General features: G+C 66.8%; 24 protein-coding genes and 1 pseudogene. 16 read left to right on the forward strand and 9 right to left on the reverse strand.

The window, feature by feature from the left end; all coding sequences use genetic code 11:
- Positions 1-77 precede the first annotated feature (77 nt).
- Positions 78-992, reverse strand: coding sequence for a tyrosine recombinase XerC (locus tag J2X45_RS18880; RefSeq protein ID WP_310217985.1), 915 nt, complete (start codon positions 990-992; stop codon positions 78-80).
- The gene (locus J2X45_RS18885; protein WP_310217987.1) at positions 989-1,669 is read right to left on the reverse strand and encodes a DUF484 family protein; all 681 of its coding nucleotides are present in this window, start codon (positions 1,667-1,669) and stop codon (positions 989-991) included. Before J2X45_RS18885 ends, J2X45_RS18880 begins: the two co-directional genes overlap by 4 nt.
- A gap of 125 nt (positions 1,670-1,794) precedes the next feature.
- Between J2X45_RS18885 and J2X45_RS18890 the strand changes: the two genes are divergently transcribed.
- Positions 1,795-3,954, forward strand: coding sequence for a primosomal protein N' (locus tag J2X45_RS18890; RefSeq protein ID WP_310217989.1), 2,160 nt, complete (start codon positions 1,795-1,797; stop codon positions 3,952-3,954).
- Positions 3,955-4,036: 82 nt separating this feature from the next.
- Here J2X45_RS18890 and J2X45_RS18895 read toward each other — a convergent pair whose 3' ends face one another.
- Complete coding sequence (locus J2X45_RS18895) at positions 4,037-4,834, reverse strand: TerC family protein (protein ID WP_310217991.1); 798 nt, start codon at positions 4,832-4,834, stop codon at positions 4,037-4,039.
- Between the two features lie 124 nt (positions 4,835-4,958).
- Here J2X45_RS18895 and J2X45_RS18900 point away from each other — a divergent pair, with 124 nt between their 5' ends.
- From J2X45_RS18900 to J2X45_RS18925, 6 genes are all read left to right on the forward strand, one after another.
- Positions 4,959-6,053: an acyltransferase gene (locus J2X45_RS18900; protein ID WP_310217993.1), complete on the forward strand. Its 1,095-nt coding sequence runs from the start codon at positions 4,959-4,961 to the stop codon at positions 6,051-6,053.
- Positions 6,054-6,122: 69 nt separating this feature from the next.
- On the forward strand, positions 6,123-6,830 hold the full coding sequence (locus J2X45_RS18905; RefSeq protein WP_310217996.1) for a CHAP domain-containing protein: 708 nt from the start codon (positions 6,123-6,125) through the stop codon (positions 6,828-6,830).
- Positions 6,831-7,037: 207 nt separating this feature from the next.
- A complete protein-coding gene (locus J2X45_RS18910; RefSeq protein WP_310217999.1) occupies positions 7,038-8,261 on the forward strand; it encodes a pentapeptide repeat-containing protein in 1,224 nt (407 codons plus the stop codon).
- Between the two features lie 115 nt (positions 8,262-8,376).
- Positions 8,377-9,141 carry a MipA/OmpV family protein gene (locus tag J2X45_RS18915; RefSeq protein WP_310218001.1) on the forward strand — a complete coding sequence of 255 codons (765 nt, stop codon included), beginning with the start codon at positions 8,377-8,379 and terminating at the stop codon, positions 9,139-9,141.
- 114 nt (positions 9,142-9,255) lie between these two features.
- On the forward strand, positions 9,256-10,677 hold the full coding sequence (locus J2X45_RS18920) for an alpha/beta fold hydrolase (RefSeq protein ID WP_310218003.1): 1,422 nt from the start codon (positions 9,256-9,258) through the stop codon (positions 10,675-10,677).
- Positions 10,678-10,743: 66 nt separating this feature from the next.
- Complete coding sequence (locus J2X45_RS18925) at positions 10,744-11,154, forward strand: hypothetical protein (RefSeq protein ID WP_310218006.1); 411 nt, start codon at positions 10,744-10,746, stop codon at positions 11,152-11,154.
- 1 nt (position 11,155) lies between these two features.
- On the opposite strand, the gene J2X45_RS18930 is transcribed toward J2X45_RS18925, so the two are convergent.
- Positions 11,156-12,016, reverse strand: coding sequence for a crotonase/enoyl-CoA hydratase family protein (locus J2X45_RS18930; protein ID WP_310218009.1), 861 nt, complete (start codon positions 12,014-12,016; stop codon positions 11,156-11,158).
- 82 nt (positions 12,017-12,098) lie between these two features.
- Here J2X45_RS18930 and J2X45_RS18935 point away from each other — a divergent pair, with 82 nt between their 5' ends.
- Positions 12,099-12,896, forward strand: a complete 798-nt coding sequence (locus J2X45_RS18935) for an SH3 domain-containing protein (RefSeq protein ID WP_310218012.1) — start codon at positions 12,099-12,101, stop codon at positions 12,894-12,896.
- Positions 12,897-13,096: 200 nt separating this feature from the next.
- Entirely contained in the window at positions 13,097-13,987 is an 891-nt protein-coding gene (locus J2X45_RS18940; protein ID WP_310218014.1) for an alpha/beta hydrolase, read from the forward strand.
- Here the strand turns inward: J2X45_RS18940 and J2X45_RS18945 are convergent.
- The 5 genes from J2X45_RS18945 to J2X45_RS18965 form a co-directional block, all read right to left on the reverse strand.
- On the reverse strand, positions 13,984-14,928 hold the full coding sequence (locus J2X45_RS18945; protein WP_310218016.1) for a thioesterase family protein: 945 nt from the start codon (positions 14,926-14,928) through the stop codon (positions 13,984-13,986). The genes J2X45_RS18940 and J2X45_RS18945 overlap by 4 nt on opposite strands.
- Before the next feature lie 49 nt (positions 14,929-14,977).
- Positions 14,978-15,463, reverse strand: coding sequence for a Fur family transcriptional regulator (locus J2X45_RS18950; protein ID WP_310218019.1), 486 nt, complete (start codon positions 15,461-15,463; stop codon positions 14,978-14,980).
- Positions 15,464-15,499: 36 nt separating this feature from the next.
- Positions 15,500-16,276 (reverse strand): phosphatase PAP2 family protein, encoded by a 777-nt coding sequence (locus J2X45_RS18955; protein ID WP_310218021.1) that lies wholly within the window; start codon positions 16,274-16,276, stop codon positions 15,500-15,502.
- A gap of 79 nt (positions 16,277-16,355) precedes the next feature.
- Positions 16,356-17,408 (reverse strand): 1,9-bis(guanidino)-5-aza-nonane synthase, encoded by a 1,053-nt coding sequence (locus J2X45_RS18960; RefSeq protein WP_310218023.1) that lies wholly within the window; start codon positions 17,406-17,408, stop codon positions 16,356-16,358.
- 292 nt (positions 17,409-17,700) lie between these two features.
- Positions 17,701-18,960 carry a type III PLP-dependent enzyme gene (locus J2X45_RS18965; protein WP_310218027.1) on the reverse strand — a complete coding sequence of 420 codons (1,260 nt, stop codon included), beginning with the start codon at positions 18,958-18,960 and terminating at the stop codon, positions 17,701-17,703.
- Between the two features lie 353 nt (positions 18,961-19,313).
- On the opposite strand from J2X45_RS18965, the gene phnC reads away from it, so the two are divergent.
- The 7 genes and pseudogenes from phnC to J2X45_RS19000 form a co-directional block, all read left to right on the forward strand.
- The gene (gene phnC / locus J2X45_RS18970; protein WP_310218030.1) at positions 19,314-20,108 is read left to right on the forward strand and encodes a phosphonate ABC transporter ATP-binding protein; all 795 of its coding nucleotides are present in this window, start codon (positions 19,314-19,316) and stop codon (positions 20,106-20,108) included.
- The gene (gene phnD, locus J2X45_RS18975; RefSeq protein ID WP_310218033.1) at positions 20,105-21,130 is read left to right on the forward strand and encodes a phosphate/phosphite/phosphonate ABC transporter substrate-binding protein; all 1,026 of its coding nucleotides are present in this window, start codon (positions 20,105-20,107) and stop codon (positions 21,128-21,130) included. Before phnC ends, phnD begins: the two co-directional genes overlap by 4 nt.
- Before the next feature lie 8 nt (positions 21,131-21,138).
- Complete coding sequence (gene phnE, locus J2X45_RS18980) at positions 21,139-21,972, forward strand: phosphonate ABC transporter, permease protein PhnE (RefSeq protein ID WP_310218036.1); 834 nt, start codon at positions 21,139-21,141, stop codon at positions 21,970-21,972.
- A 289-nt stretch (positions 21,973-22,261) separates the two neighbouring features.
- On the forward strand, positions 22,262-23,512 hold the full coding sequence (locus tag J2X45_RS18985) for a porin (RefSeq protein WP_310218039.1): 1,251 nt from the start codon (positions 22,262-22,264) through the stop codon (positions 23,510-23,512).
- 71 nt (positions 23,513-23,583) lie between these two features.
- The gene (locus tag J2X45_RS18990; protein ID WP_310218042.1) at positions 23,584-24,627 is read left to right on the forward strand and encodes a substrate-binding domain-containing protein; all 1,044 of its coding nucleotides are present in this window, start codon (positions 23,584-23,586) and stop codon (positions 24,625-24,627) included.
- A 133-nt stretch (positions 24,628-24,760) separates the two neighbouring features.
- Positions 24,761-26,074 carry a hemolysin family protein gene (locus tag J2X45_RS18995; RefSeq protein ID WP_310218045.1) on the forward strand — a complete coding sequence of 438 codons (1,314 nt, stop codon included), beginning with the start codon at positions 24,761-24,763 and terminating at the stop codon, positions 26,072-26,074.
- Positions 26,075-26,170: 96 nt separating this feature from the next.
- Positions 26,171-26,273 (forward strand): annotated as a pseudogene (locus J2X45_RS19000) (hypothetical protein); the annotation flags it as partial.

Below are 26,273 nucleotides of genomic sequence, written 5' to 3' on the forward strand. Positions count from 1 at the left end.
GCGGGTGTAGCGACAGTCTGACGCACCCAAATCTAGCCTCGCTATCAACTCCGGCGCGACGGCGGCCTTGTCTTTCATCAAGCTTTTGGGTGGGCGGCCTGATAGGCGGCCAGCAGGCTGGCGGCGTCCACCTCGGTGTAGCGCTGCGTGGTCGATAATGAGGCGTGACCCAGGAGGTCCTGGATAGCTCTCAGGTCTGCGCCGGCGCCCAGGAGGTGCGTCGCAAACGCATGCCGGAAGGCGTGGGGCGTCACCCGATCGGACAAGCCCAGCCGCCCGCGCAGGGTCTGCACCAAGCCCTGGACGTGGCGCGGCGACAATGGCCCGCCGCGCTTGGCGCGGAACAGGGGCTCATCAGGGCCCAGCTTGAACGGCAGTTCATCCAGATAGACCGCGATCGCATCGCGGACGGCGTCCAGCACCGGCACGATACGGGTCTTGCCGCCCTTGCCGGTGATCCGCAGGGCGCTGGCCAAAGGCGCGTCGCTCATGCGCAGGGAGAGGGCCTCGCTGATCCGCAGGCCGCAACCCCACAGCAGGGTCAGCACCGCTTCATCGCGGGCGGTCTCCCACGGGTCGCGTTCGGTGTCGTCGGCGGCCTCAGTGATCAGATCGCGCGCCTGATCCTCGGAGACGGGGCGCGGCAGACCGATCTTCAGTCGGGGACCGCGCACCAGCTCCACTGCAGCGTTCGGCACGCCGTGGCGCTGGTCCAGATAGCGATGAAAGGCGCGGATCGACGACAGCGCCTGGGACAGCGAACGCGGGGCCAGGGCGTTCTCGCCCTGACGGCGCGAGGCCAGATAGCCGCGCAGATCCGCCGCCGCGATTTCGCCCATCGCGGTAAGGCTCAGCGGTTCGCCCCGATGGATCTCGAGGAAATTCAGATAGGCCAGGACATTGTCGCCATAGGCCCGCACGGTGCGCGGCGAGGCCCGCCGCTCCAGCGTCAGGTGGTCCAGCCAGGCGGCGTAGGCCTGGCGGGCGCTCACAGGACGGGCCAGCGTTCGGCCGTACGCTCCACCACGCGGGCCAGGAAATTGACCAGTTCGGTCCCCATGTCCGGCGTGAAGCCTTCGGGGTCGGTCGAGCCGAAGGCGATCAGCGCCTCGCGACGGGGCTCCCAGATCGCCATGCGCACGATGGCCATGCTGCGGATCGTCTCGGCCTTGTCGTCGAACAGGGGCAGCGCGGGCGCGAAGAAGCCCATGCGCGCGATCGGCGCATCGCCCAGCAGCATGTCGACCTGGCTCTCGGCCAGGGCCCGCCAGCCCGCCGGAACGCGGTGGGGACCTTCCAGCGCGATCACGCCGGCGGCGTGCCCAAAGCGCAGTTGCGCCATCTCATCAACCCGGCGAGCGAGGTCGGAGTGGTTGCGGGCGTCGAGCATGTCGATCACCGCAGCGTGGGTCTGGGCCTGGGCGGAGTAGTTGGCGCGGGCGTTGGCTTCGATGGCCTGCCGCACGGTCGCTTCGCGGCGATGGGCGGCGGCGGCGCGGGCGAGGGCGCGGGGGCCAAAGTCAACGACGTTCGCCGCGTCGACCCGCAGGCCCAGCTCGCCCAGCAGGTTCTCGTCCTGGCGGAGGAACTCCGGTTCGGTGCGGAGGAAGTCACGCACGCTCTCTGCATCGACGACCGTCGTTCTGGTCGCTCGCGTCGCGTCGCTCATCTCGTCCCCACCGGCTACAGACTCAAGGCGACCAGATGAAGCGCCAAGACGGTTAACAGCGGCTTGATGCCGCCCGCGTCCGACACTCTCGACCTGGGGACGGTTTCGCGGCAGAAGCTCGCACCATGTCGCGCATTGCTTCCGTCCTGCTGCCGATGCCGTTGCCGGAGGCCTTTGACTACGCCGAGCCGGAGGGCCTTACGCTGGCCGTGGGCGATCATGTGACCGTGCCGCTCGGGCCGCGCGTCGTCCGGGGCGTGGTGACGGCGGTTCGCGATGGCGCGGGCGGCAACCGACCGCTGAAACCTATCCTGGAGCGGGTCGACGATCCGCCGTTGCCGCCTGGAGCGCTGGCGTTCGTCGAGTGGGCGGCGCGGTACTCGGTCGATGTCCCTGGCTGGCCGCTGGCCATGGCCTTGCGGGGGCTGCGCCACCCGCCGCCCAAGCCCGATAAGGTTCTGGCGCTCACCGGCGCTCAGCCCGCGCGCGTGACGCCTGCGCGACTCAAGGTCATGGCCGCCGCCGAGGGCGCCAGGCTCTCCGGCGCAGCCCTGGCCTCGGCGGCGGGGGTTTCCGCGGGCGTCGTCAAAGGGCTGCTCGACGAGGGCGTGCTGGCCGTCGAGTTTGTGGAGCCCGAACGCGGCCTGCCGCAGCCTGACCTGTCGCTGCCGGCCCGCGCGCTCAACCCGGGTCAGGCCGCCTGCGTCGAGGTGCTGAAGGATATGCTCGACAGCGGCGGCTTCCAGGCTGCGCTGCTGGACGGCGTCACGGGCTCGGGCAAGACCGAAGTCTATCTGGAAGCGGTCGCCGAGGCGTTGAGGGACCCGGATGCGCAGGTGCTGGTCCTATTGCCTGAGATCGCCCTGACCCAGGCGGTGATGGCGCGGTTCGAGCAGCGATTCGGCGCGGTCCCGGCCGAGTGGCACTCGGGCGTGTCGCCGCCGCGTCGGAGGCAGGTCTGGGAAGCCGTCGCCAACGGGAACGCCCGCATCGTGGTCGGGGCCCGTTCCGCCCTGTTCCTGCCGTTCCGCAAGCTGCGACTGATCGTTGTCGATGAGGAGCACGACAGCTCGTTCAAGCAGGAAGAGGGCTTCATCTACCAGGCCCGCGACCTGGCCGTGGCCCGCGCCAAGATCGAGGGCGCCAGCGTGCTGCTGGCCTCGGCGACCCCATCGCTGGAGAGCCTCTACAACGCCCAGACCGGCCGCTACCGCTGGCTGCGGCTTTCGGCCCGGCATGGGGCGGCGCAACTGCCGGACATCGGTCTGATTGACATGCGCCAGACCCCGCCGGAGCCGGGCCGCTGGCTATCGCCGCCGCTGATCAAAGCGATGGCCTTGACGCTGCAACGCGGCGAGCAGGCCATGCTGTTCCTGAACCGGCGCGGCTACGCCCCGCTCGTCCTGTGCAAGGCCTGCGGCGAGAAGATGAAATCGCCCGACACCGACAGCTGGCTGGTCGAGCACCGCTACACCGGCCGGTTGGTCTGCCACCTGACGGGGTTCTCGATGAAGAAGCCCGAGGCCTGCCCACACTGCGGGGCCAAGGACTCGCTGGTCTCGATCGGTCCTGGGGTGGAGCGGGTCGAGGAAGAGGCGCGGCATATCTTCCCCGACGCGCGGGTGGCGGTGTTCTCGTCCGACACGGTGATGGATGCGGAGGGGGCCAAGGCGCTCGTCTCCAGCATGGCGGCCGGCGAGATCGACATTCTGGTGGCGACCCAGGCCGCCGCCAAGGGGCACAACTTCCCGAACCTGACCCTGGTGGGCGTGGTCGATGCGGATCTCTCGCTACGAGGCGGCGACCTGCGGGCGGGGGAGCGGACGTTCCAGCTTCTCGCCCAGGCGGCCGGCCGGGCGGGACGACACGAAAAGCCCGGGCGTGCGCTGCTGCAGACCTATGCGCCAGACCACGCGGTGATGCAGGCGCTTGCGGCGCAGGATCGCGACGCCTTCGTCGACGCTGAGATGGCGATGCGCGAGGACGCCGGCCTGCCGCCATTCGGGCGTTTGGCGGCGGTGATCGCTTCGGGGCCGGACGGGGCGGCGCTGGACGCCTATGTCGAGGCGCTGGCGGCGGTCATTCCCAACGCCGAGGGCGTGGAGGTGTTCGGCCCCGCCGACGCGCCGCTGGCCCTGGTGCGCGGCCGTCGCCGCAAGCGGTTCCTGGTTCGGGCGGCGCGCAATGTCGACCTCCAGGGCTTCATGGCCGCCTGGCGGGCGCGGGCCAAGGTTCCCAACTCTGTGCGGGTCGTGATCGACGTCGACCCCTACAGCTTCCTCTGAGCCGATCTTCGGCGCGCCTTACAAAAAAATCCCCGGAGCGAGCCGCTCCAGGGATTTCTGGTCAACCGTTTTAGGTTGAACCTCAGGCCTGAGGTTCCTGCTTCTTCGCGTCGCGTTTGCGCGCCAGCATGTTCAAGCCTTCGACCCCGGCCGAGAAGGCCATGGCCGTGTAGATGTAGCCCTTCGGCACGTGAGCGCCGAAGCCCTCGGCGATCAGCACGGTGCCGATCATCAGCAGGAAGCCCAGGGCCAGCATGACGATGGTCGGGTTGTTGTTGATGAAGTTGGCCAGCGGGTCGGCGGCCAGCAGCATCACGGTCACAGCGACCAACACGGCGATGACCATGATCGGCAGATGCTCGGTCATGCCCACGGCGGTCAGGATGGAGTCGATCGAGAACACCAGGTCCAGCAGGATGATCTGGAAGATCGCCGAGCCGACGTTGTTGATCACAACGGTGGCCTTGTCCTTCTCGAGCACGTCATCGCTCTTACCGGGATCCACCGCGTGGTGGATTTCCTTGGTGGCCTTCCAGATCAGGAAGACGCCGCCAGCGATCAGGATGAGATCGCGCCAGGAGAAGGCGGTCTCGAAGCCGGGTTCGCCGTGCGATCCGACAGGACCGCTGATCCCGAGGTCGAAGACGGGGGCGGTGAGGCCGACGATGAAGGCGATGGTCGAGAGCAGAACCAGGCGCATGATCAGCGCCAGCGAGATGCCGATCCGGCGGACCTTCTGCCGATGCTCTTCAGGGAGCTTGTTCGACAGGATCGAGATGAAGATCAGGTTGTCGATGCCCAGCACCACTTCCATCACGACGAGCGTGACAAGAGCGGCCCAGGCGGCCGGATCAACAGCAAGGCTAAGGATTTCGTTCATGGGTCCCCAATAGGGTTCTGGCGCCGCGCCTCCCCGCACGGAACCGTGAGAGCGACCAAATGGGGGACGAGCGCCCTGCTTGTCGAGACCTTGTGTCTCGAAAAGCGACGCCGGAGGACGATTTATGCCCGACGCAGCCCACATCAAGCCGCTCACGGCCCTTAGATTTTTCGCGGCGTTCTGGGTGGTGCTCTACCACTACTGGCCCAATCTCGATGTGGGCTTCACGCCGGCCGTCGCGGCCAAGGGCTATCTGGGCGTCGAGGCGTTCTTCGTGTTGTCGGGGTTCATTCTCTGCCACGTCTATCTCGCCGGCTTCGGTGAAGGGCGGTTCCGCTACGGCGACTTCCTGTGGAACCGACTGGCGCGGGTCTATCCCCTGCATCTGGCGACGCTGATCGGCGTTGGGGGCATGGCGATTGCCGGAACCCTCGCGGGGATGGCGGTCGATCCGAACATCCTTTCCTGGGAGTCGTTGCCGGCGAACCTGTTGCTCGTTCATGCCTGGGGCTTTGCGCCCGTTGCTGGCTGGAACCATGCCTCGTGGTCGATCTCCGCCGAGTGGTTCGCCTATCTGACCTTCCCGGGGTTCGCCTTCCTCGCCTGGCGTTTGCGTGAGCGGCCGATCGCTGCGGTTCTGGCCGCCCTGGCGCTGATCGCCGTGATCTACCCCCTTTTCCAGACCCTCGCAGGCTTCCCTCTGACCGAAGCGACGATCCGTTGGGGCGCGCTGCGGATCGTGCCGTGCTTCGCCTTGGGGTGCGCGCTGCACGCCCTGTGGCGCTCGGGACGGTTCCCAAGCCGACTCGCTTCGCCCGGAATGGCCCTTATGGCGTTGCTGATCCTTGTCGCCATCCAGATCGGCGCCCCGGATTTGGGCATTGTCATGCTTTTGGGCGGGCTGATCTTCATGCTGGCGAGCCGGGCGTCGGCGAGCTCCACCTTCGTCGGTCAGAAGGTTTTCGTCTATCTCGGTGAGATCAGCTACTCGACCTATATGATCTGCATCCCCTGGAAGATCGTGGCGATCAACGTCGCCACGAAAATCCTGAATACCGATAGCGACAAGTTGCCGCTCCTAGTCTGGGTTTTGATTGTCGCGGCGTTGGTCCCTCTGTCCGCGATTTCCTACCACGTCATTGAGAATCCGTGCCGGGAACAGATGAAAGCTTGGGCGGCGACGTGGCGGAAGCGCCGCCTCGCCGCGGCGGGCGCCTGATAAATACTCTTTTCACCAATCGCCGGTAGGGTTATCCCTTCACCCAGTGACGCGGGGAGTACCCACAGCATGACGAAACGGACGAGGACCCTCCTGGGTTCCCTGGCCGCTGCCGCCATGATCAGCCTTGTGCCGGTGTCCGGCGCGAACGCTGACGGCTACTGGCAGTGCGTACCGTTTGCGCGTCTGATGTCGGGCATCCAGATCTTCGGCGACGCCCGCACCTGGTGGAGCCAGGCGGCCGGCAAGTACGACACGGGTTCGGCCCCGAAGATCGGTTCGGTCCTTTCCTTCAAGCCCACGGCCCGCATGAACCTTGGCCATGTGGCGTTCGTCAGCCAGGTGCTGACCGATCGGGTCATCCAGGTCACCCACGCGAACTGGTCCGTCATCGAAGGTGACCGCGGCCAGATTGAGAAGGACGTGACCGTCGTGGACGTCTCGCCCAACGGCGACTGGACGCAGGTCAAGGTCTGGTACGATCCGATCCGCGATCTTGGCACCACGGTCTATCCGACCAACGGCTTCATCTATCAGGACGCCCAGGCGATGAAGATCGCCATGGCCACCAGCAAGATCGCCATGGCGCAGAACGCGGTGGTCTCGGCCGCCAAGTCCGCCGCCAACCAGGTGGCCGCCTCGGTTCGCGCCTCGCCGCTGGACATCATCACCCAGGCCGCCGATTCGACCGACCGCATTGCAGCCCTGATCGAGGCCGCGACCGGCGGCGCCGCCGCGCCCAGCGACACCAGCAACAAGCCGAACGCGCCGCGCTAAGGCGTCGGTTTCCGCCGAAGCTATTCGCCGCTCACGCGTCACACCGCGTCTCGCTGACCAGGCGCCCTGACGGTCGCCCCTCCGGAGGCGAGGCGCGTCGGGCGATGCGGCTTTCTGTCGCGATTTGAACTGTTGCTTAAGGCTGTCGTGGGAGGCTCGGGACTGTTCCCGCGTCATTCCGTCCTCCTTGAGCGTCCGTCCCGCACGATGCCTTCCGTCGCACCGTCACGACCGAGTCTCATCCGCAACGTGCATCCGTCGGTGGTGCGCGAGGTTCTGGAGGCGCACGCCCGGTATCTGAAGGGGGTTCCCAAGGGCCGGCGTGCGACGCTGCAGTATGTGAACCTCAACAACTACGAGTTCGACGGGGCCGATCTATCGGAGGCCGACCTTACCGGCGCCTTGCTGGGTGGCGCGTCCTTGCGCGGCGCCAAGCTGAGCCGCGCGACGCTTTTTGGAACGGATCTTCGGGATTGCGATCTGCGCGATGCGGACCTCTCGCGGTGCGACATGCGCGGCGCGTGCCTGCGGGGCGCCAATCTTGGCGGGGCCAACCTGTCCAACTGCGACCTGCGCGAAGGCGTCACGGCGGTGCAGGACGACGAGAAGGGCCTTCGGATCCTGGAACATTCCAAGCGCCCGGGAGAGTTGGACTACGCCATGCTGCAAGGCGCCAACCTGAACGGCGCCCAGATCTCCGGTGCGTTCGCGCGTCAGGCCGACTTCACCGACGCCGACCTCTCGAACGTCACGCTGCAAGGATCCCGGCTGACAAACGCCGTAATGGATGGGGCGAACCTGACCGGCGCCATCCTGCACAACGCGGACCTGTCGAGGGTGTCGCTTCGCCGGGCGGTTCTGACAGGCGCCGACTTGAGCGGCGCGGACTTCACCGGCGCGGATTTGACTGAGGTGCTGCGCGCGCCGCCACCGATCATCTATGTCGATGATCTGCCCTTGAACGAGGTGCTGGAGGCGCACGAGCTGTTCTGCAAGACCGACGGCCGCGACGGCGCGATCGCACGCGTCGCCGACGTCGACTTTCGTCCACTGCGCCGCTTGAAGAACCGTCGTCTCAGTGGTCTGTCGGCTCCCAACGCGGTCTTTTTCGGCATGGACCTTGAAGGCGCGCAACTGCAGGGGGCCAATCTCGCCGGGGCGGATCTTCGCGGGGTGAAGTTGCGCGGCGCCGACCTGCGCGGCGCGCGGCTGGTCGGCGCCCAGCTCTCCAGGGCCGATCTGACGGACGCCAAGCTTGGCCCGCTCAGGATCGCAGAGGATCGCGTGATCCGCACAGACCTGACCCGGGCGGCGCTTCGCGGCGCCAATCTGCGCGGGGCCAGCGCGCAGCGGGCCAGGTTCATTGAGGCTGATCTCGCCGGCGCGCGGCTCGAAGGGGCTGACCTGAGCGGCGCCGAGATGCCGGTCTAGACCTGGCTTTAGCGCGGGTCGCTGGCTAGGGGCTCTCAACTTTCAATTTCATCGTCACATCCGCGTCGAGGGCGTTCGCGTATACACGAGGCATGCCTAGAGGAGCCCGCTGACCATGACCTCGTTTTCCACGCTCGCTGCAGGCGGCCTGGCGGCCGTGGGCGCCTTCGCGATGGTGACCTCCGCCGCTGCGCAGTCGCGCGCGCCGGATCGCGCCGTGATCGGGATCGCTGCGGTCTATGCGCCCGCTTATCAGGGCGCGGACGACTATCGGCTGATGCCGTTCCCGGTGATCGACGTCACCTATGGCCGGTTCTTCGCCAGCGGGCGCAAGGGCGTCGGCTATACCGTCATCGACGGATCGCCGGTGAAGGTCAGCGCGGGCGCCACCTATGTCCCGGGCTATCGTCGACGCGACGTCCCAACCGGTGTTGGGCGTCTGGACGGCGGCGCCGGGCTGCGTGTCGCGGCGGACATGCGACTGGGCGAGGTGCTGGCCACGGTGAGCGCGACCAAGGTGGTTTCCGGCGACGTCGACGGGGCTCTGGTGGACGCCAGCCTGGCCTATCCGATCCGGGTCTCTGATCGCCTGAGCCTGACGCCCAGCGTTTCGACGACCTGGGCCGACAGCCAGTACAACCGCGCCTATTTCGGGATCAGCGCCGCCCAGGCCGCAACCTCGAAGCTGCCGGTCTACCGTCCCGGCGGCGGCGTCAAGGACGTCTCCATGTCGTTGAGCGCCAACTACCGCCTGAACGACAAGATCAGCCTGGGCGCGACCACCAGCCTCAGCCGCCTGACCGGCGATGCGCGCAAAAGCCCCCTCGTCGTGAAGGCCACCCAGCCCTCGGCGGTGCTCTCGGTGGCCTACCGCTTCTAGTCCTATGCTGGGGGCGGGCCGGCCCCCCGCAGCTAGTGATCCGGGCATAATTTCGCGCTGAGTCTTGCGGTGCGCATTAACCTTGGTGTTGATGCACGCGAACCGTAGGAGTCTTTGATGTCGCGTTTGTCCTGGATGATCGCCGCCGGCGCCTTGGCGCTGGCCGGCCTCAGCGGAGCTGCTCACGCCGCAGCGCCGCAGTTCAAGCCGTCGGCTTGCAAGGGCGACTACAAGGACGCCGCGCGGCAGGTGCGGTGCGGGACTCTTATTGTCGACGAGACGCGCGGCGACCCGAAGAGCCGCCGGATCGACGTCGCCGTGGCCATCGTCAAGGCCAGCGAGCCCAAGGCCGGCCAGCCGCCGGTCGTCTATCTGCACGGCGGGCCCGGCGGCTCGGCGGTCGGCGGCCTGCCGCGCATGCTCAAGAGCAAGGCGGCGCTGGAGTATGTCGCCGTCGACCAGGACTGGATCTTCATCGACCAGCGGGGCGGCGGGCAGTCCAAGCCGAACCTGGACTGTCCGGGCGCGAACCTCACCGACGCGGGCCCGCCCAGCGATAAGGACGCCCAGGCCATCGTTGCGTGCATGAAGGCGTTCCAGGCCCAGGGCGTGAACCTGTCGCGATACAACGCCGTCGAGGTCGCCAAGGACGTCCAGGACCTGCGCAAGCTTCTGAAGCTGCCGCTGATCGACCTCTACGGCGGCTCGTATGGCACGCGCATCGAGGCGGCGATCCAGGCGCATACGCCGCAAGGCGTTCGAGCGGTGGTCCAGGACTCGCCCTGGCCGCCTGAGGCCGATTGGACGGTCGGCGGTCCGGCGATGGTCTCGGGCTCGATCGATATCGTCATGGCCAAGTGCGCGCAGGTCGCCGAGTGCGCCAAGCGCTATCCGGACCTGAAGGCCAAGCTGGCCGTCGTGGCCGAGCGCTGGCTGGCTGGGCCCCAGACGATCAACGGCAAGACCTACACGGCCGACGACCTCGGCGGCTATCTGATGGACGCCAGCTACTTCACCGCCAGCGTCCTGCCGCGTGACCTCTGGAAGATCATCGAGGGTGACATCTCGCCGGTGGCCGAGTTCGTCGAGAGCCGTGACTACTACAGCGAGGGTCAGTTCATGACCCATCTGTGCAAGGAGGAAATCCCCTTCGAGGCCCGCGCCGCCGTGGCGGACGGGACCGAAAAGGATCCTGTCGCCCGCCTGATGGTCGCCTCGATGCAGCGCATCCACGACGTCTGCGCCGGCCTGGATTTCGGGCCGATCTCCAAACTGGAGCAGGCGCCGGTCAAGACCGCCATCCCGACCCTGTTCCTGGCCGCCGAGATCGACCCCGGCTGCCCGCCTGAACTGACCCGCGCCGCCGCCAAGGGGTATCAGGGTTCGCAGGTCGTGATCGTGACCAACGCCACCCACGGCGTCAGCCGTCATCCGTGCGCCCGCAAGATGATCCGCAGCTTCTTCCAGGATCCGACCAAGCCGGTGGACCGCAGCTGCCTGCCGGCGGCGGATACGCCGATGACATTCGTTTACTGATGGGATGAACGCCGCTTGACGTGAGCGCGTCGCGAGCGCATCCTGAGGTTGAGTTGGAGGCGTGCGATGCGAGTGATGCTGTTGGCGGCCATTCTGGTGGCCGGGTCTTTCGCCCACGCCCTAGCGCAGGACAGCGGGCCTCTGCCCGAGGTCAGCGAGTCTCCGATCGGCTATCCGTCGGTCGCCGCCGCGCTGGCGGATCTGCAGACGCGGTCGGACGTCCAGACGTCTGTCCAGGGAGGCTGGACGATCATTATCCAAGCGCAGCCGCGCACGCTGTGGTCGTTCCCAGACGCCAAGCACCCCGCCTATCCGGCCGCCGTCCGCCGAGAGGTCGTCACCGGGCCGGGCGGCAAGGTCTATGTGAAGATGCAGGTGCTCTGCGAAGCGTCGAAGCTGGCCTGCGACGACCTGGTTCGGTCCCTCCAGGCGATGAACAAGGAAATCGGCGCCCCCAGGAAGCGCCGATCCTCCTGAACTACATCTTCTTCTTCAGCGGCAGCAGGTCCGGATAGACCGCGTCGCGCTTCTGGGCCTTCGCCGTGAAGGCCTCGGCCATGTGCGGACCCGAGAACATGCCCGTCTGCCAGGTGGCGATGTAGTCCAAGCCGTCGGCGATCGTGTGGTCGCGGGCGTAGTTGATCATCACCTTGCTGCCGGCCACGGCCAGCGGCGACTTCTCGGCGATCTCGCGGGCGGTGGCCAGGGCGTGGGCGACGACTTCCTCGTGGGTGTCGAACACCTCGTTGACGAGACCGATGTCGCGGGCCCGTTGGGCCGGCAGGCGGCGACCCGTATAGGCCAGCTCGCGCACCCAACCCTCGGGGATCAGCTTGCAAAGGCGCGGGAAGGTGCCGACATCGGCGGTCATGCCGATGTTGATCTCCTGGATCGAGAAGAAGGCGTCGGTGGTGGCGTAGCGGATGTCGCAGGCGCTGATGAAATCGACCGCCCCACCGATGCAACCGCCCTGGATCGCGACGATCACCGGCATCCGCGCCTTGTCCAGACAGCTGAAGGTGTCCTGCAGGTGATGGACGAAGCGGCGGAAGCTCTCGGCCGCCACCCAACGGTCGGCTTCGTTGCGGACCGTGACGCCCTCGTCGTCGGTGAACACCGACAGGTCCATGCCGGCGCTGAAATGCCTACCGGTCGAGGAAATGACGATGCAGCGCGCCCGCGCATTGTCATCAATATCTTTTACAATCGCGGGAAGCTCATTCCAGAACGGCCGTGTCATGGTGTTCATGGCTTCGGGGCGCTTCAACTGGATGTGCGCGACGCCAGCCTCGATCTCGACCTTGAAACAGCTATAGTTCGCCTGATCCTGGTTGCTCATGCCGGCCTCCCTTATGTCGTCCGCGACTATCGGACGGGGGGAGGGCGGCGACAACACTGACCCTACGGAAAAGGGAAACGACATGACGACGCGCAAGACCCCCGCCACCGCCCTGGCTATCGCCGCCGTCCTGGGCGCCAGCCTGACGGTCGCGCCAGCTCCGGTGCTGGCCCAGCAATCCAAGCCGCTCGGCGGCATCTTCGGCTGCGAAGGCTCCGGCAAGAAGCAGGAAGGCGGCGCCCTGATCGGCGCGGCCGCCGGCGCGCTGCTGGGCAGCAAGGTCTCCAAGAACGAAAAGACCCTGGGCGCGCTGGTCGGCGCCGCGGCCGGCGCGGCGGCGGGCGCCTATATCGGCTGCCGCATGCAGTCGACCGACGCCGCCCTGGCCGAGCAGGCCACCAAGAAGGCGCTGGAGACGGGTGTCGCCCAGACCTGGAGCAACAGCCGCACCGGCAATTCGGGCCGGATCAACGTGGTCTCGTCCAGCTACGGGCCGCCGATCGACGGCCGCAACATCCGCTACGCCCAGGGCGTGCAGACCCTGCCAACCCTGGCCGCGACCGCCGGCGCCTACACCGCCGCGTCGACGGTGAACCTGCGTGCGGGTCCCTCGACCAAGACCGCCGTGGTCGGCAAGCTTGCGGCGGGCGAGACCTTTGACGCCATCGGCCAGGCGCCGACGGGCGGCTGGGTGCTGGTCGGTCGCAGCGGCTTTGGCGTCGGCTATGCGGCCGCCTCGCTGGTGCGTCCCAACGGCCAGATGGCGGCCAGCTGCCGCGTGATCGACGCTGCGGTTTCGGGCGGCGGCCAGGCGACCTCGACCCAGCGCTACAGCGCTTGCCGCGACAATCGCGGCGAGTGGCAGCTGACCCAGGCCTAACGCTTCACAGAGTCGCTTTCCGCCAATGGCGGTTGAGAGGGGATCGTTCGTCTGGCTTAGACGGGCGATCCCTTTTGTCGTTGTGCGCCCGGCCGCTCGGGGCGCGGGCGCGGCGCCAATCGTCACGCCATGCTGAGCTGCATGGACGCGGCGGCGGGAGACGCCTACCTTACGGCTGATTACTTTGAGGGAGCCACGCCATGGACGCGGCCGTTTTTCGCGAACCTCGCCGACGTGTCGTGGCCGTGCCCGGCGGCGAGATCGCCGCCCTGGAGTTTGGTCCCGAGGATCGGGCGATCGACATCGTCTTCGTGCACGCCAACGGCTTCAACGCCCAGACCTACCGGACGCTCCTGTCGCCGCTGGCGGCAGGTCTGCGGATTCTGGCGATCGACCAGCGCGGTCACGGCGCGACGAGTCTGCCGGCCGATCCTAGGGGCCGGCGCTCGTGGCGGGATTTGCGGGACGACCTCGTCGGTTTGCTGGACGCCTTGGACGGGCCGCCGGTCGTGCTGGCGGGTCACTCGATGGGCGGCACCGTCAGCCTGCTGGCCGCCGCCGAGCGCGCTGAACGGGTCAAGGGCCTGCTGCTGCTGGACCCGGTCATCATGCCCTGGCTGGCCAACCTCTACGCCAAAGCCCCCTGGACCTCCGGCCGAGGCTTCCTGCAGTTACCGATCGCCCAGGCGGCGATGAAGCGGCGCGAGGTGTTCGACAACCGAGAGGCGGTGTTCGCCGGCTACAAGGGACGCGGCGCCTTCAAGACCTGGCCTGAAACCATGCTGGCCGACTATGTGGCCGGTGGGGTTGTCGACGCCCCGGATGGCAAGGTCCGCCTGGCTTGCGCGCCGGCCTGGGAGGCCTCGAACTACGCGGCCCAGGCGCATGATCCCTGGCGCGCGGTCCGACGTGTGACCGCGCCTGTGAGAATTCTCAAGGCGCAGAAGCACTCCACCTGCCGCGCAGGCGACGGCTTCGGGCGCCGGGGCCGCAACGTGCGGATCGAGACGGTCGAAGGCACGAGTCACTTCCTGCCCATGGAGCGCCCGGACCTGGTGCGCGACGCCCTTTTTGAGATGGCGACGGCTTAAAGCGCCAGTCCCTTGACCTCATGGGCGGCCAGCGCCGCCCGGGCCGCGTCGCTGACCGGCACCACCTTGCGGGCGTCAAGATCGAAGGTGATGGCCACCGCCTCGGAGGTCCCCCAAGGCTCGCCCGTGGCGGGGTCCAACATCCAGTGGACGACGCGCATTGTCCGGGCGTCGGTTCCCAGGAGGCCCGAACGGATCTCGATCCGATCGCCGGCCCGCGGCCAGGCCAGATGCACGATCCGGTACTCCAGAACCGCGCCGCCCATCCGTTGAGGCTTGTGCTCGGCGTGCTCGACCACGACGTCGCGGAAGGGATGGATGAACGTGCCGATGCCGTCCGACACCCGGCCGATGAACTGTTCGGTCCGCATCCTTCCGAACACGTCACAGTCCGATGGCAGGAGGCCGCCAAGGCCGATCCGCGCCAGACCCAGGGCGTCGGCGCGCGCGAGGCTGGCCGTGGGCGTGAACGACGACAGGTCGATGCTGCGGGCCTGGGCGCGTTCGGGAACAGCGATCTTCAGCGCCTCGGCGCGCTCGCGCGCGATCTTGGGCCAGGGGAAGGGCTGGCCGTCCCGCGGCGTGGCGTGGACGACGGTGGTCTGGAACGTGGCCGCCAGTTCGCCGGAGGCCGGGTGGATCAGCAGTTGCAGGATCCGCGCCTCGGTCTCGCTCATCTCGATGACCCCGCCCAGCATGTAGAGCGGGGCGCCGGCGTGGGCCTCGCGCAGGAAGCGGATGTGCTGTTCCTTGACCAGCAGGGTCGCATTGGCGTGGGGCGAGAAGGCGTGGGGTAGGCCCAGTTCGGCGGCCATGCCGATCAGCCCCTCCTGGGCGCGGACGACGTAGTGGCGCACGTTCATGTGCCCCATCTCGTCGCAGTCCCAGGTGTTCACGCCGCCGCGCCAGATCTCGACGCCGGGAAGGGACTGGGCGGTCATGAGGACTCTCGAACGAATGGAACGGTCGTTCGAGTCTAGCGGGGTTGCGTCAGCTTCTGCAATCCGCGCAGAGGCCATGGGCCTCGATCGTCACGCCTGTCAGCGCATAGCCCGCTGCTTCGCCGGCGGCGATGATCTCGGCGCTGGCCTTGGGTTCGATTTCCCGCGTCGCGCCGCAGCAGTCGCAGATCAGGAAGGCGGCGGCGTGGCCGTCGGCTTCCTTGCGGCACGCAACATAGGCGTTGAGGCTCTCGATCCGGTGGGCGAAGCCCTGCTTCTCCAGGAAGTCGAGCGCGCGGTAGACGGTCGGCGGCTTGGCCGGCGGACCATCGCCCCCGAAGGACGAGATCAGGTCGTAGGCCTTCACCGGTTGGCCGGCTTCGAGCAGAAGTTCCAGCACACGGCGCCGCGGTGCGGTCAGGCGCTGATCGGCGGCCGTGCAGCGCGCCTCGGCCGCATCGAGCTCAGCCGCCAGCGCCGCGCCGGCGACGCCGTGGTTGTGGTGGTCGTGTCCGCAGGAAGGGGCGTTGGCCATGGTCAAGAGGTAGAGGTCGGGTGGCGCGGGCGCAAGCTACAGAAGCGGTTTGGACAACGCCGCCGCCTCGGCCTCGCAGCGCGCCGGGGCCGGCGCAGGCCCTGCCGATCGCGCCGCGTCGAGTTCGGCCCGGGCGGCGGCGAGATCCGCCTTGAACGCGTCCGACGCTTTCAGCGCCGCCAGCAGATTCTCCGCGTTCATCTGACCCGCCTCGACCGAGCTCATGTTGTGCACGCCGCAGACCACGCGGCTTTCGCCATAGGCCTTGGCGCGCGCCAGGATCGCATCGCGGCGGTCGGGGGCCAGTTCGGCCAGGACGAGGCCGACGCTCCAGCCCCAGGTCGCGTGACCCGAAGGGTAGTCCGGCGACAAGGCCAGGCCCAGGCTGCGCTTGATGCAGATGGGGCCTTCCTCGCTGAAATAGGGGCGCGGGCGACGGTACTTCAGCTTGGGTCCGGCGACGGCCGAGCGGACGTCGCGGCTCATGCGGAGCAGGGTCGCGGCGAGCTTGGGATTGCGCTCGAACGAGGGGCTGACGCCGAGCGCGCAGGCGTAACCGTCCAGCACGTTTTCTTCGACGTCGTCGGCCTGGGCCAGGGACCAGCGCGGCGTGTCCTTCAGGGTGCGGGTGGCTTGGAAGACCGCCCGATCGCGCAACGCGGCCGGCGAGCCCTTGGCGGGCGGCGGCGGCAGGTGGTCGCGCGCGTCGAAGACGCCCTTGGCCAGGTAGCGGTTGCTGGGCGCGTCGCCGCCCAACGTGGCGCAGCCGGTCAGCATCAGGGCGGCGGTGGTGACGAGCCAGACAGCGCGCATGAAAAAAGGGTCCCCGAAATCGCTTTCGGAGACCCTGCATTTTCAAGTCCGGTCGATCAAGCCCGCCGGACCGTCAGCCTTACTTGCCGAACAGCTTGTTCCAGCGCGGCTTCTCGCGGCCTTCCCAGGCCTTGCGCCAGTAAGCGTCGCTGGCGATCAGCGGGACGACCGTGGTGGCTTCGGCGAAGACCATCTGTTCGTAGGTGGTCGAGACCTTGCCCCACGAGGCGGCTTCCTTCAGCGTCGACGACGAGCAGGCGCCGTCGCGCACGTCGGCCACCGTGATCTGGATGGCGTACTTGTGCATGTCGGCCTCGACGCCGAGGATCTCGGCGCAGACGACGGTGTCCTGGGCGAAGTTCTTCGGAACACCGCCGCCGACCATGAACAGGCCCGTGGTGCCGGCCGCGATCTTGACGTCCGTCAGTTCACGGAAGTCTGCGACCGCGTCGATCATCAGGTAGGGCTTCTTCTCGGCGATCTTTTCCTTCTGGTGCTTGACCAGGCCGAAGCCGGCCGAGCTGTCGACGAAGGCCGGGCAGAAGATCGGCACGCCTTCCTCGTAGCAGGTCTGGATCAGCGAGCCTTCCTTCTTGGCGTTGCCCTCCGCCAGCCACTTGCCCATCTCCCAGATGAACTCGCGCGAGGAATAGCCGCGGGGCTCCAGTTGGTTGCAGATCTCCAGGATCGTGTGGTCGCAGGCCTGCAGCTCTTCTTCGTCGATATAGGTGTCGTAGATGCGGTCGATGTAGTTGTCGCGCAGGACGTTGTCGTCGACCGGGCCGGCGGCCTGATAGTGCTTGAAGCCCAGGGCCTCGAAGAAGTCCATGTCGACGATGCTGGCGCCGGTGGCGACCACGGCGTCGATCATGCCGTTCTTCACCATGTCGCGATAGACGTGCATGCAGCCGCCGGCCGAGGTCGAACCGGCCAGGATCAGCCAGGTCGAGCAGCCCTTGTCGGCCAGGGCCATGTTGAAGATGTCGGCCGCGCGGGCGGTGTCGCGCGAGCTGAACGACATCTTGCGCATCGAGTCGATGATCGGGCGGGCGTCGTACGACGTGATGTCGACGTGCTCGACGACCTTCTGGAGCAGTTCGGCCTTCTGGTTGTTCGGAACGGGAGCGTTCATCGCTTCGGTTTCCCTGACTTTGGACGCCCGTCGTTGAAACTAGCCACCTGCCGGGACGGAGCGACCGACCGGTGGAAATGCGGTTCGTACCCAAACGCTCACGGCTTGAGTGCGGCGCGGTGTAACTCAGTTCTATCGCGAGGCTTAGTGACGATTTCGCGTCGTGCGTCCTTCGAGGCCCACTGCGTGGGCGCCTCAGGATGAGGAGTTCAGTGCAAGGCGTTCCTCATCCTGAGGTGCTCGCCGCCGGCGAGCCTCGAAGGACGCACGGCGGAAAGACCTTGTATCAAACCTAGCGACGGCGCTTGCGCTTGCCGGCCGCGCCCTTCGGACGCGAGAAGCGGACGATCTTGCGCTCTTCCGTCTCCTGACGGACGACCGGGATCGAGCGCTTGGCCAGGCCGTACATCGAGGCCATCGGCGCGTCCTGAACCTGTGCGGTGTCGGTCTCGCCGAAGCCGTTGAAGCGGGTGTTCATGGCCACGCCATAGGCGCCGAGCATGCCGATCTCGATATAGTCGCCCTCGTCGACGCTCTCCGGCAGGTAGAAGGGGCCGGGCATGTGGTCGACGCTGTCGCAGGTCGGGCCATAGAAGCGGAAGGGCTTGAGACCTTCTTCCACCACTTCGCCGCTCTTGCGGTACAGCTTCACCGGGAAGGGCCACTTCATGTGCGCGGCGTCGAACAGCGAGCCGTAGGACCCGTCGTTCAGATAGAGCGCGTCGCCCTTCTTCAGCTCGACCTTGACCAGCAGCGACGAGGCCTCGGCCACCAGGGCACGGCCCGGCTCGCACCAGAGTTCGGTGGTCTCGTGGACCATCATCTCGGCGAAGCCGCGGTCGATGGCCGCCAGATACTCGGAGAGATCCGGCGGGACCATGCCCGGATAGATCGACGGGAAGCCGCCGCCGACGTCGACGACATCGGCCAGCACGCCGGCGCGGACCAGGGCGCGAGAGGCCTGTGCCATCGCCGCCTGGAAGGCGGTCGGGCGCATGCACTGGCTGCCCACGTGGAAGCTCACGCCCATCAGGTCCTGGGTCGCGCGACGCGCGGCCAGCAGAAGACCCGGTGCGTTATGCATCTCGACGCCGAACTTGCCCGACAGGCTGTAGGCCGCGCCCTCGGCCTGCACGCCCATGCGGACGATCAGGTTGAGGTCCTTGGCCTGCCCCGTGGAGTCCAGGATCTTGGCCAGCTCTTCATGGGTGTCGAACGAGAAGGTCTTCACGCCGTGGTCGAAGTACGCGGCCGAGATGGCGGCGCGGCTCTTGACCGGGTGCATGAAGGCCATGCGCGACCCCGGGGCCTCGGCGGCCACGAGCTCGACTTCGTTCAACGATGCGACGTCAAAGGATCGCACGCCGGCCTGCGCCAGCTCACGGATCACCCACGGCGAAGGATTGGCCTTCACCGCGTAGAAGACGTCGCCTTTAAATTCGGACTGGAACCAGCGCGCAGCTACGGCAACCGCGTCAGGCCGCACGAGTGCGACGGGACGTTCCGGTGACCGCTCACGGACCAGGTCCAGGGGCGAATGGTACGTGCGCAATTCACGTAACCCCCTGTTGGAAGTTAAACCCAGGCCGGCGTTAGCAGCGTTTAGAGGACTTCGGGTCCGCCGGAGCCGTGCGAAATAGGGGCATTGATCCGGGATGTAAAGACCCTTTTGCGGCCCCGTTTCGGGGCGAATTGATCCAGGCCCGGGTCGCAGGGGCTGGGGCGACCCTTTTCACCGCCTTTCACCTCGCCAAGGCTGAAAATACAGGGGCTTCCCTGCTGGGGTGGCGGTCCGTGGCGGGCCTAGAAAACGCAGTCGCCTGTCACAAATCCGTTGCGTCCGTCCCGCAAACCGGAGAACGCATTTCCCAACCTGTGAAACCACGTTAAGGATTCGTCCCGACCATGACGTCGGACCCTGTTCTCTCGATCCGCGCCGCCTCGAAGACCTTCGGGTCTCGCCGCGCGCTGGACACTGTCTCGCTCGATGTAAATCGGGGCGAGATGATCGCGCTCATTGGCCCCTCGGGGTCGGGCAAATCCACGCTCCTGCGCTCCATCGATGGCCTCCAGACCATCGATGAAGGGGAAGGCGTCATCACCGCGTTCGGCGGTCCCGTGCAGGCGCGGGGCAAGGTTTCGGATCAGGTGCGCAAGGCGCGGGTCCGCATCGGCTTCATCGCCCAGCAGTTCAATCTGGTCGGCCGGCTGTCGCTGTTCAGCAACGTCGCCCTCGGCTCGCTGGGGCGGATCCCCTTGCTCCAGGGGCTCATGGGCTGGTGGCCCAAGGAGACGCGTGAGGCGGCCATGGCGGCGCTGCACCGTGTCGGGGTCTCCGAATACGCCGCCCAGCGCGCCAACACCCTGTCAGGCGGCCAGCAGCAGCGCGGCGCCATCGCGCGCGCGCTGGTCCAGAAGGCCAAGATCATCCTCGCCGACGAGCCGGTCGCCTCGCTGGATCCGGTCTCCGCGCGCAAGGTCATGGAGATCCTTCGTGACCTGAATCAAAGCGACGGCCTCACGGTTGTCGTCACCTTGCACCAGGTGGACTACGCCCTGCGCTACTGCGACCGGGTCGTGGCCCTGAAAGCCGGCCAGAAGGTCTATGACGGCCCGGCCTCCGACCTGAAGCGCGAAAAACTCATCGATATCTACGGCCCGGAATTCGAAGACGTGTTCTGGGAAGGAGCTCCCCAATGATCAGCCGTCGTTCGGCTCTCGTCATCGCCGCCGGTTTTTCGGCCCTGGCGCTCGCCTCGTGCTCGGGCAAGTCCGACGCGCCGGCGGCCACTAACGAGGTCACCTTCTCCATCCTGTCGACCGAGTCGGCCCAGAACATGGAGAGCTACTGGACGCCGATCCTGAAGGACATGGAGAAGCAGACCGGCCTCAAGGTGAAGCCGTTCTTCTCGTCCAACTACTCGTCGCTGATCGTGGCCATGGGCGCCAAGCAGACGGATCTGGGCTGGTTCTCGAACCAGTCGGGCCTGGAGGCGGTCCGCCGCGCGAATGGCGAAGTGTTCGCCCGCACGTTCGATCCGTCGGGTACGGATGGCTACAAGTCGGTGATCATTGTTCCGGCCGACAGCAAGATCCAGTCCGTCCAGGACCTGCTCAAGTGCGACAAGAGCCTGGACTTCGGGATCGGCGACAAGAAGTCGACCTCGGGCACCCTCGCGCCGATGACCTATGTGTTCATCCCGGCCAACAAGAAGCCCGAAGAGTGCTTCAAGACCGTGATCAGCGCCAACCACCAGGCGAACCTGTTCGCGGTGGCCAACGGCAAGCTGGACGCCTCGACCAACAACTCCACCGCCATCAACCTGTCCAAGGCTCGCGGCGAGGGCGTCACCGACAAGATCCGGATTATCTGGGAATCCCCGACGCTGCCGGAGGATCCGATCGTCTGGCGCAAGGACATCGACCCGGTCGTGAAGGAGAAGCTGCGCCAGTTCTTCCTGACCTATGCGCAAGGCGACACGCCCGAAGCCGAACAGCAACGCGGCTATCTGAAGCGACTCTCGATCGGCGGCTTCAAGCCGGCCGATGACACCCACCTGCTGGTGGTGCGCGAGATGGAAGCGACAGAACAGCTGGGCCTGGCCCGCGAGGCGGGTGACCAGGCCAAGCTCGCCGCCGCCCAGAAGGTCCTCGACGGCGTCAAGGCCGAGCGTGTGGCCGCCGAGGGCAAGGCGGGCGTCGTCGCTCAGCCGGCCAACTGAGGTCCTGGATGAGCCAAGCCGCAAAAATGGACGGGGCGATCCCGCCCCCGCCGAAGCGCTCGACTTCGGCCCTGGCCTTCGACACCCTGCTGTGGGGCGGGGTGATCCTGCTGCTGATCATCAGCTTCAAGCCGGCCGAGATCGACAAGTTTCCGCAGCTATTCACCGACACGGAGAAGACGCAGGGCTTCGCCCAGCTGTTCTTCAAGCCGTTCGGTGATCCTGAACTGTTCATGTCGATGGATTGGAGCCTGTTCATCGGCAAGATGTGGCAGACGATCCAGATGGCGATGTGGGGGACGGCGCTGGCGATCATCGTCGCCATCCCGCTGGGTCTTCTGGGGGCGCGCAACATCGCGCCGGTGTGGGTGCAGCAGCCCGTGCGCCGGGTCCTGGACCTGATCCGCTCGATCCCGGACCTCGTCGTGGCGCTGATCTTCATCACCGCCGTGGGCCTGGGGCCCTTCGCAGGCGTCATGTCGATCATGTTCAACACCGGCGGCGTTCTGGCCAAGCTGTTCGCCGAAGCGGTCGAGTCGATCGACAAGGGCCCGGTCGAGGGCGTGCGCGCCACCGGCGCGGTCAAGCTGCAGGAGATCGTCTGGGGCGTGATCCCGCAGGTGGCCCCGCTGTGGACCAGCTACGCCCTCTATCGCTTCGAATCGTCGAGCCGCGCCGCCACGGTGTTGGGCATCATCGGCGCGGGCGGCATCGGCCAGATCCTCTACGACTCGATCAACGCGTTCCAGTTCGACCAGACCGGCTGCATCGTGCTGGTCATCGTGGTGGCCGTCTCGATGATCGACCTGTTGTCCCAGGTCATCCGCACCCGGCTGCTGTGATCGATCCGCAGTCCTGACTTTTCGCCGCCTCCCTGGCCGACCAGGGAGGCGGTCGTCGTTTCGGGGCTCCCCGTTTTGAGGACAGGTCGTCGGTGGACGGAGAATCTCGCAGCGTCGCGGCGATGTTTTGTGGCCCCTTTGCCACAGCTTAACCCTTCGGAAACGCTTGTCGCTGGGCTGTCATAAAGCTGTGGCGGAAGCGTCACGTCTCGTCGGTAAGCCCCCAAGCATTCCTGATCCGCTCGACGAACGGGCGCGAGAACAGGGGCGCAAAAGGGGATTTCTCACGATGAGCACCAAGAGCTCGCTGGTCGCTGGTTCGGCGCTGGGCGTCGCGCTCGCTCTGAGCCTGGGCGTCGCCGCCCAAGCCCAGGACACCACCACCACCTGGCGCGGCGCGCCGCAGTTCGCCAACGAGTCGCTGACCTTCAAGGTGCGCGGCCGCGTCTATGTCGACACCGTCTTCCAAGACGTCGACCGCACGGGCACGGGCGTGGACTTCAAGGCTTCGAACACCCGTCTGCGCACGGCGCGCCTGGGCGTTGAAGGCACCTGGAACGCCAACTGGGCCTACAAGGCTGAAGCCTCGATCTCGAGCGGCGGCGGCACCACGCAGTGGGAAGACCTGACCCTCGAGTACAAGCCGGACGAAACGACCTCGTTCATCGTCGGTAACTTCAAGACCGTGTCGCTCGAGGACATCACCTCGTCGCGCTACAACACGATGATGGAACGCGGCGCGTTCAACGACTTCATCAACGCCGGCCGCGTGATGAACGTCCAGGTCAAGAAGACCGGCTTCAACTGGACCGCCGCCGTGGCGGTGTCGGGTGACAGCCTGAACAGCGCCGATGTCGCGACCAACGCCGCGACCGGTTCGCGCGAAACCTTCGGCTATAACGGCCGCGTGACCTACGCGCCGGTGATGACCGACTACACGACGGTCCACGTCGGCGGCTGGTATCGTTATCGTAACCGCGGCGACCAGGCCAACTTCACCTACCAGGTCCGCAACAACACCAACTATGGCGTGCGCTACGTGTCGACCGGCGCTGTCGGCGTCAGCGACAAGACCATCGGCCTGGAAGGCGTGCTGCTGCACAAGAACTTCTCGCTGCAAGGCGAGTACGCTCGCATCACCGCCGAACGAGCCAACAAGGCTGCGGACGTCGACCTGAACGCCTACTATGTCACCGCCAGCGTCTTCCTCACCGGCGAAACCCGCCGCTATGAAGCCGCCCGCGGCGAGTTCAACCGCACCCGCATCCTGAACCCGGTGACCGCCGGCGGCATGGGCGCGCTGGAAGCGGCCATCCGTTACGACAGCACCGACCTGACCGATCTGAAGGGCGTGGCTACGGCCGGCAAGTACACCGCCTGGACCGCAGGTCTGAACTGGTACCCCTTCTCGTACGTCCGCTTCCAGGCGAACTACACGAAGTCGAAGAACGACAACCCGACCGTCCTGACGGGCACGAACGCCCAGCTGAACGACGTCGACGTCAACACCTTCCAGCTTCGCGCTCAGTTCGACTTCTAAGCTCGAAATGAAACGGGCGGCCCGTCATGGAGCCGCCCGGCCTTCCCCTTCCGTCTCCTCCGGAGTTCGTCATGAAGAAGCTTCTCTCCTGCGCGGCCGCCGCCGTCGCCCTGTCGGGCCTCGCCGCCGCCCCCGCCCATGCCGCCCGCGACTACGTCTGGGCCGCCGGCTCCTCGACCGTGTTCCCGTTCACCACCCGCGTCGCCGAAAACTTCGCCAAGAAGACCGGCAAGAAGGCCCCGAAGGTTGAAAGCCTCGGCACCGGCGGCGGCATCAAGCTGTTCTGCTCGGGTACGGGCGAAGGCTTCCCGGACATCGCCAACGCGTCGCGTCCGATGAAGAAGTCGGAGTTCGACCAGTGCGCCGCCAAGGGCGTCAAGGACATCATCCAGATCAAGATCGGCTTCGACGGCATCGTGGTCGCCACCGACAAGGACGGCGCCGACTACAACTTCAAGCTCGAGCACCTGTACCAAGGCCTGTCCAAACAGGTCTTCAAGAACGGCAAGTTCGTTCCCAACCCGCACAACAGCTGGGACGACGTCGCCGGCGGCCTGCCGGGCAACCGCATCCAGGTCTACGGCCCGCCGCCGACCTCGGGCACCCGCGACGCCTTTGTCGAACTGGCCATCGAGGCCGGCGCCCGCAAGTATCCGACGGTCGACGCGATCCGTTCGGACAACGAAAAGAAGTTCAAGTCGCTGGTCGACCCGCTGCGCGGCGACGGCTGGGTTGACGCTGGCGAGAACGACAACGCCATCGTCGGCACCCTGACCAAGACGCCGGGCGCCCTGGGCGTGTTCGGCTTCTCGTTCCTTGAAGAGAACATGGACAAGGTGAAGGGCGCGACCGTCAACGGCGTGCGTCCGACCCCCCAGACGATCTCGGACGGTTCCTACCCGCTCGCGCGTTCGCTGTTCATCTACGTCAAGAAGGCCAACCTCGGCGTCACCCCGGGCCTGGAAGAGTTCGTTCGCGAGTTCACGTCCGACGCCGCGACGGGCCGTGGCGGCTATCTGCAGGGCCGTGGTCTGATCCCGCTGCCCCCCGGCCAGCACAACGCCCAGAAGGACCTGGCCGCCAAGAAGGTGACCATGGCGCGTCCCGCCTCGTAAGAGGGCGCCTGTCCAGCAATCGCGCCGCGGCTCTATGGGCCGCGGCGTTTTTGTTTGTATAGTGGCGCGCCGGACCTCCCCATGCGCCGGTCGCAGTCGCCGTCCGGCGACGCGTCCCTGACCCTGAAGGGCCATGATCCTCGTCGCGCTCGTCGTCGTCCTTTTCCTCGTTCTGCTGAACGGGGTCTTTTCCATGTCCGAACTGGCCGTTGTCTCGGCGCGCAAGGCGCGCCTGCAGGGCTTCGCCGAGCGGGGAGATCGGGGGGCCAAGCTGGCCCTGGAGATGTCGGAGCACCCGACGCGGTTTCTCTCGGCCGTCCAGGTGGGCATCACGCTGATCGGCATCTTCGCCGGCGCCTACGGCCAGGCCACCATCGCCGCCGCGCTGGACACCTGGCTGGAGGCCAGCGTCCCGGCCCTGGCCCAGTATTCCGAGGCCATCGCCACCACGATCGTCGTCATCGGCCTGACCTATGTGTCGGTGATCCTGGGCGAACTGGTGCCCAAGCGGCTGGCGCTGATCTTCCCCGACGCCATCGCCCGCCGCATGGCGCCGTTCCTGGCGATTGTGGCCACGGTGCTGCGGCCCTTCGTGACCCTGCTCACCGTCTCGACCGCCGCCGTGCTGCGCCTGATGGGCGTGCGTGACGAGCGCAACACCAGCGTCACCTCCGAAGAGGTCGAGGCGGTCCTGGCCGAGGGCGCTGACGCGGGCCTGATCGAGCCCGAGGAGCGCTCGATGATCCAGGAGGTCTTGCGCCTGGGCGATCGTCCCGTGCGCGTCGCCATGACCCCGCGCCGCGACCTCTTCTGGGTGTCGCTGGCCGACGACACCGAGACCGTGCTCACCGAAATCCGCGCCAGCGCCCATTCGCGCATTGTGGTCGCCACCGAGGGCGACCTCGACGGTGATGTCGGGGTGCTGCTGAAGAAGGACCTGCTGGACGCCTGCCTGTCGGGCGAGCCTCTGGACCTTAAAGCCCACGTCCAGCAGCCGCTGGCCATCCCCGAGACCATGTCGCTGCTCAAGGCGCTGCAGCTCTTCAAGTCGACCAGCCTGCACATGGCGCTCGTCGTCGACGAGTTCGGCTCGTTGCAGGGCGCCATCACCCCGCTGGACCTGCTGGAAATGATCGCCGGGGACTTCCCGGAAGATCACGATGACGACGAGAAGCGCATCATCCGTCGCGATGATGGCGGCTGGCTGATCGACGCCCGCCTCGATATCCAGGAGCTGAACGATCACCTGGGCGAAAACTTCGAGGCCGAGGGCGGCTACCACACGGTGGCCGGCCTGATCCTCGACCGCCTGGGCCGCCTGCCCACCGAGGGCGAGCATGTCACGATCGGCGGTTTCGACCTCGAGATCGTCGACATGGACGGCTCGCGCATCGACAAGGTCATCCTCAAGCCCAGCCAGCGCAAGAAGGACGGCCAGGAGGGGTAGGGGGCGTCGTGATCCTCTCCGAAGGCCGTGCTTACCTGTAGCCGTTAGTGTCGGGTTTCTGGCGGGAGGCTAGAGACGGCTAGCGACCCTAGTCGGATGGTTGAAAAATCCTCCCCCCAGAGGGGGAGGAGGCCGAAGGCCGGAGGGGGAAGTGCTGCTGAGCCGGCTTCTTCCCCCTCCGTCGGCTTCGCCGACACCT

This window comes from Caulobacter sp. BE264 (genome assembly GCF_031457805.1).
Taxonomy (GTDB): domain Bacteria; phylum Pseudomonadota; class Alphaproteobacteria; order Caulobacterales; family Caulobacteraceae; genus Caulobacter.

Coding starts and splice junctions, on each gene's coding strand:
- J2X45_RS18885 (WP_310217987.1), bottom strand. CDS start 1,669: ATGAGCGACGCGACGCGAGCGACCAGAACGACGGTCGTCGATGCAGAG.
- J2X45_RS18890 (WP_310217989.1), top strand. CDS start 1,795: ATGTCGCGCATTGCTTCCGTCCTGCTGCCGATGCCGTTGCCGGAGGCC.
- J2X45_RS18895 (WP_310217991.1), bottom strand. CDS start 4,834: ATGAACGAAATCCTTAGCCTTGCTGTTGATCCGGCCGCCTGGGCCGCT.
- J2X45_RS18900 (WP_310217993.1), top strand. CDS start 4,959: ATGCCCGACGCAGCCCACATCAAGCCGCTCACGGCCCTTAGATTTTTC.
- J2X45_RS18905 (WP_310217996.1), top strand. CDS start 6,123: ATGACGAAACGGACGAGGACCCTCCTGGGTTCCCTGGCCGCTGCCGCC.
- J2X45_RS18910 (WP_310217999.1), top strand. CDS start 7,038: ATGCCTTCCGTCGCACCGTCACGACCGAGTCTCATCCGCAACGTGCAT.
- J2X45_RS18915 (WP_310218001.1), top strand. CDS start 8,377: ATGACCTCGTTTTCCACGCTCGCTGCAGGCGGCCTGGCGGCCGTGGGC.
- J2X45_RS18925 (WP_310218006.1), top strand. CDS start 10,744: ATGCGAGTGATGCTGTTGGCGGCCATTCTGGTGGCCGGGTCTTTCGCC.
- J2X45_RS18930 (WP_310218009.1), bottom strand. CDS start 12,016: ATGAGCAACCAGGATCAGGCGAACTATAGCTGTTTCAAGGTCGAGATC.
- J2X45_RS18935 (WP_310218012.1), top strand. CDS start 12,099: ATGACGACGCGCAAGACCCCCGCCACCGCCCTGGCTATCGCCGCCGTC.
- J2X45_RS18940 (WP_310218014.1), top strand. CDS start 13,097: ATGGACGCGGCCGTTTTTCGCGAACCTCGCCGACGTGTCGTGGCCGTG.
- J2X45_RS18945 (WP_310218016.1), bottom strand. CDS start 14,928: ATGACCGCCCAGTCCCTTCCCGGCGTCGAGATCTGGCGCGGCGGCGTG.
- J2X45_RS18950 (WP_310218019.1), bottom strand. CDS start 15,463: ATGGCCAACGCCCCTTCCTGCGGACACGACCACCACAACCACGGCGTC.
- J2X45_RS18955 (WP_310218021.1), bottom strand. CDS start 16,276: ATGCGCGCTGTCTGGCTCGTCACCACCGCCGCCCTGATGCTGACCGGC.
- J2X45_RS18960 (WP_310218023.1), bottom strand. CDS start 17,408: ATGAACGCTCCCGTTCCGAACAACCAGAAGGCCGAACTGCTCCAGAAG.
- phnC (WP_310218030.1), top strand. CDS start 19,314: ATGACGTCGGACCCTGTTCTCTCGATCCGCGCCGCCTCGAAGACCTTC.
- phnD (WP_310218033.1), top strand. CDS start 20,105: ATGATCAGCCGTCGTTCGGCTCTCGTCATCGCCGCCGGTTTTTCGGCC.
- phnE (WP_310218036.1), top strand. CDS start 21,139: ATGAGCCAAGCCGCAAAAATGGACGGGGCGATCCCGCCCCCGCCGAAG.
- J2X45_RS18985 (WP_310218039.1), top strand. CDS start 22,262: ATGAGCACCAAGAGCTCGCTGGTCGCTGGTTCGGCGCTGGGCGTCGCG.
- J2X45_RS18990 (WP_310218042.1), top strand. CDS start 23,584: ATGAAGAAGCTTCTCTCCTGCGCGGCCGCCGCCGTCGCCCTGTCGGGC.
- J2X45_RS18995 (WP_310218045.1), top strand. CDS start 24,761: ATGATCCTCGTCGCGCTCGTCGTCGTCCTTTTCCTCGTTCTGCTGAAC.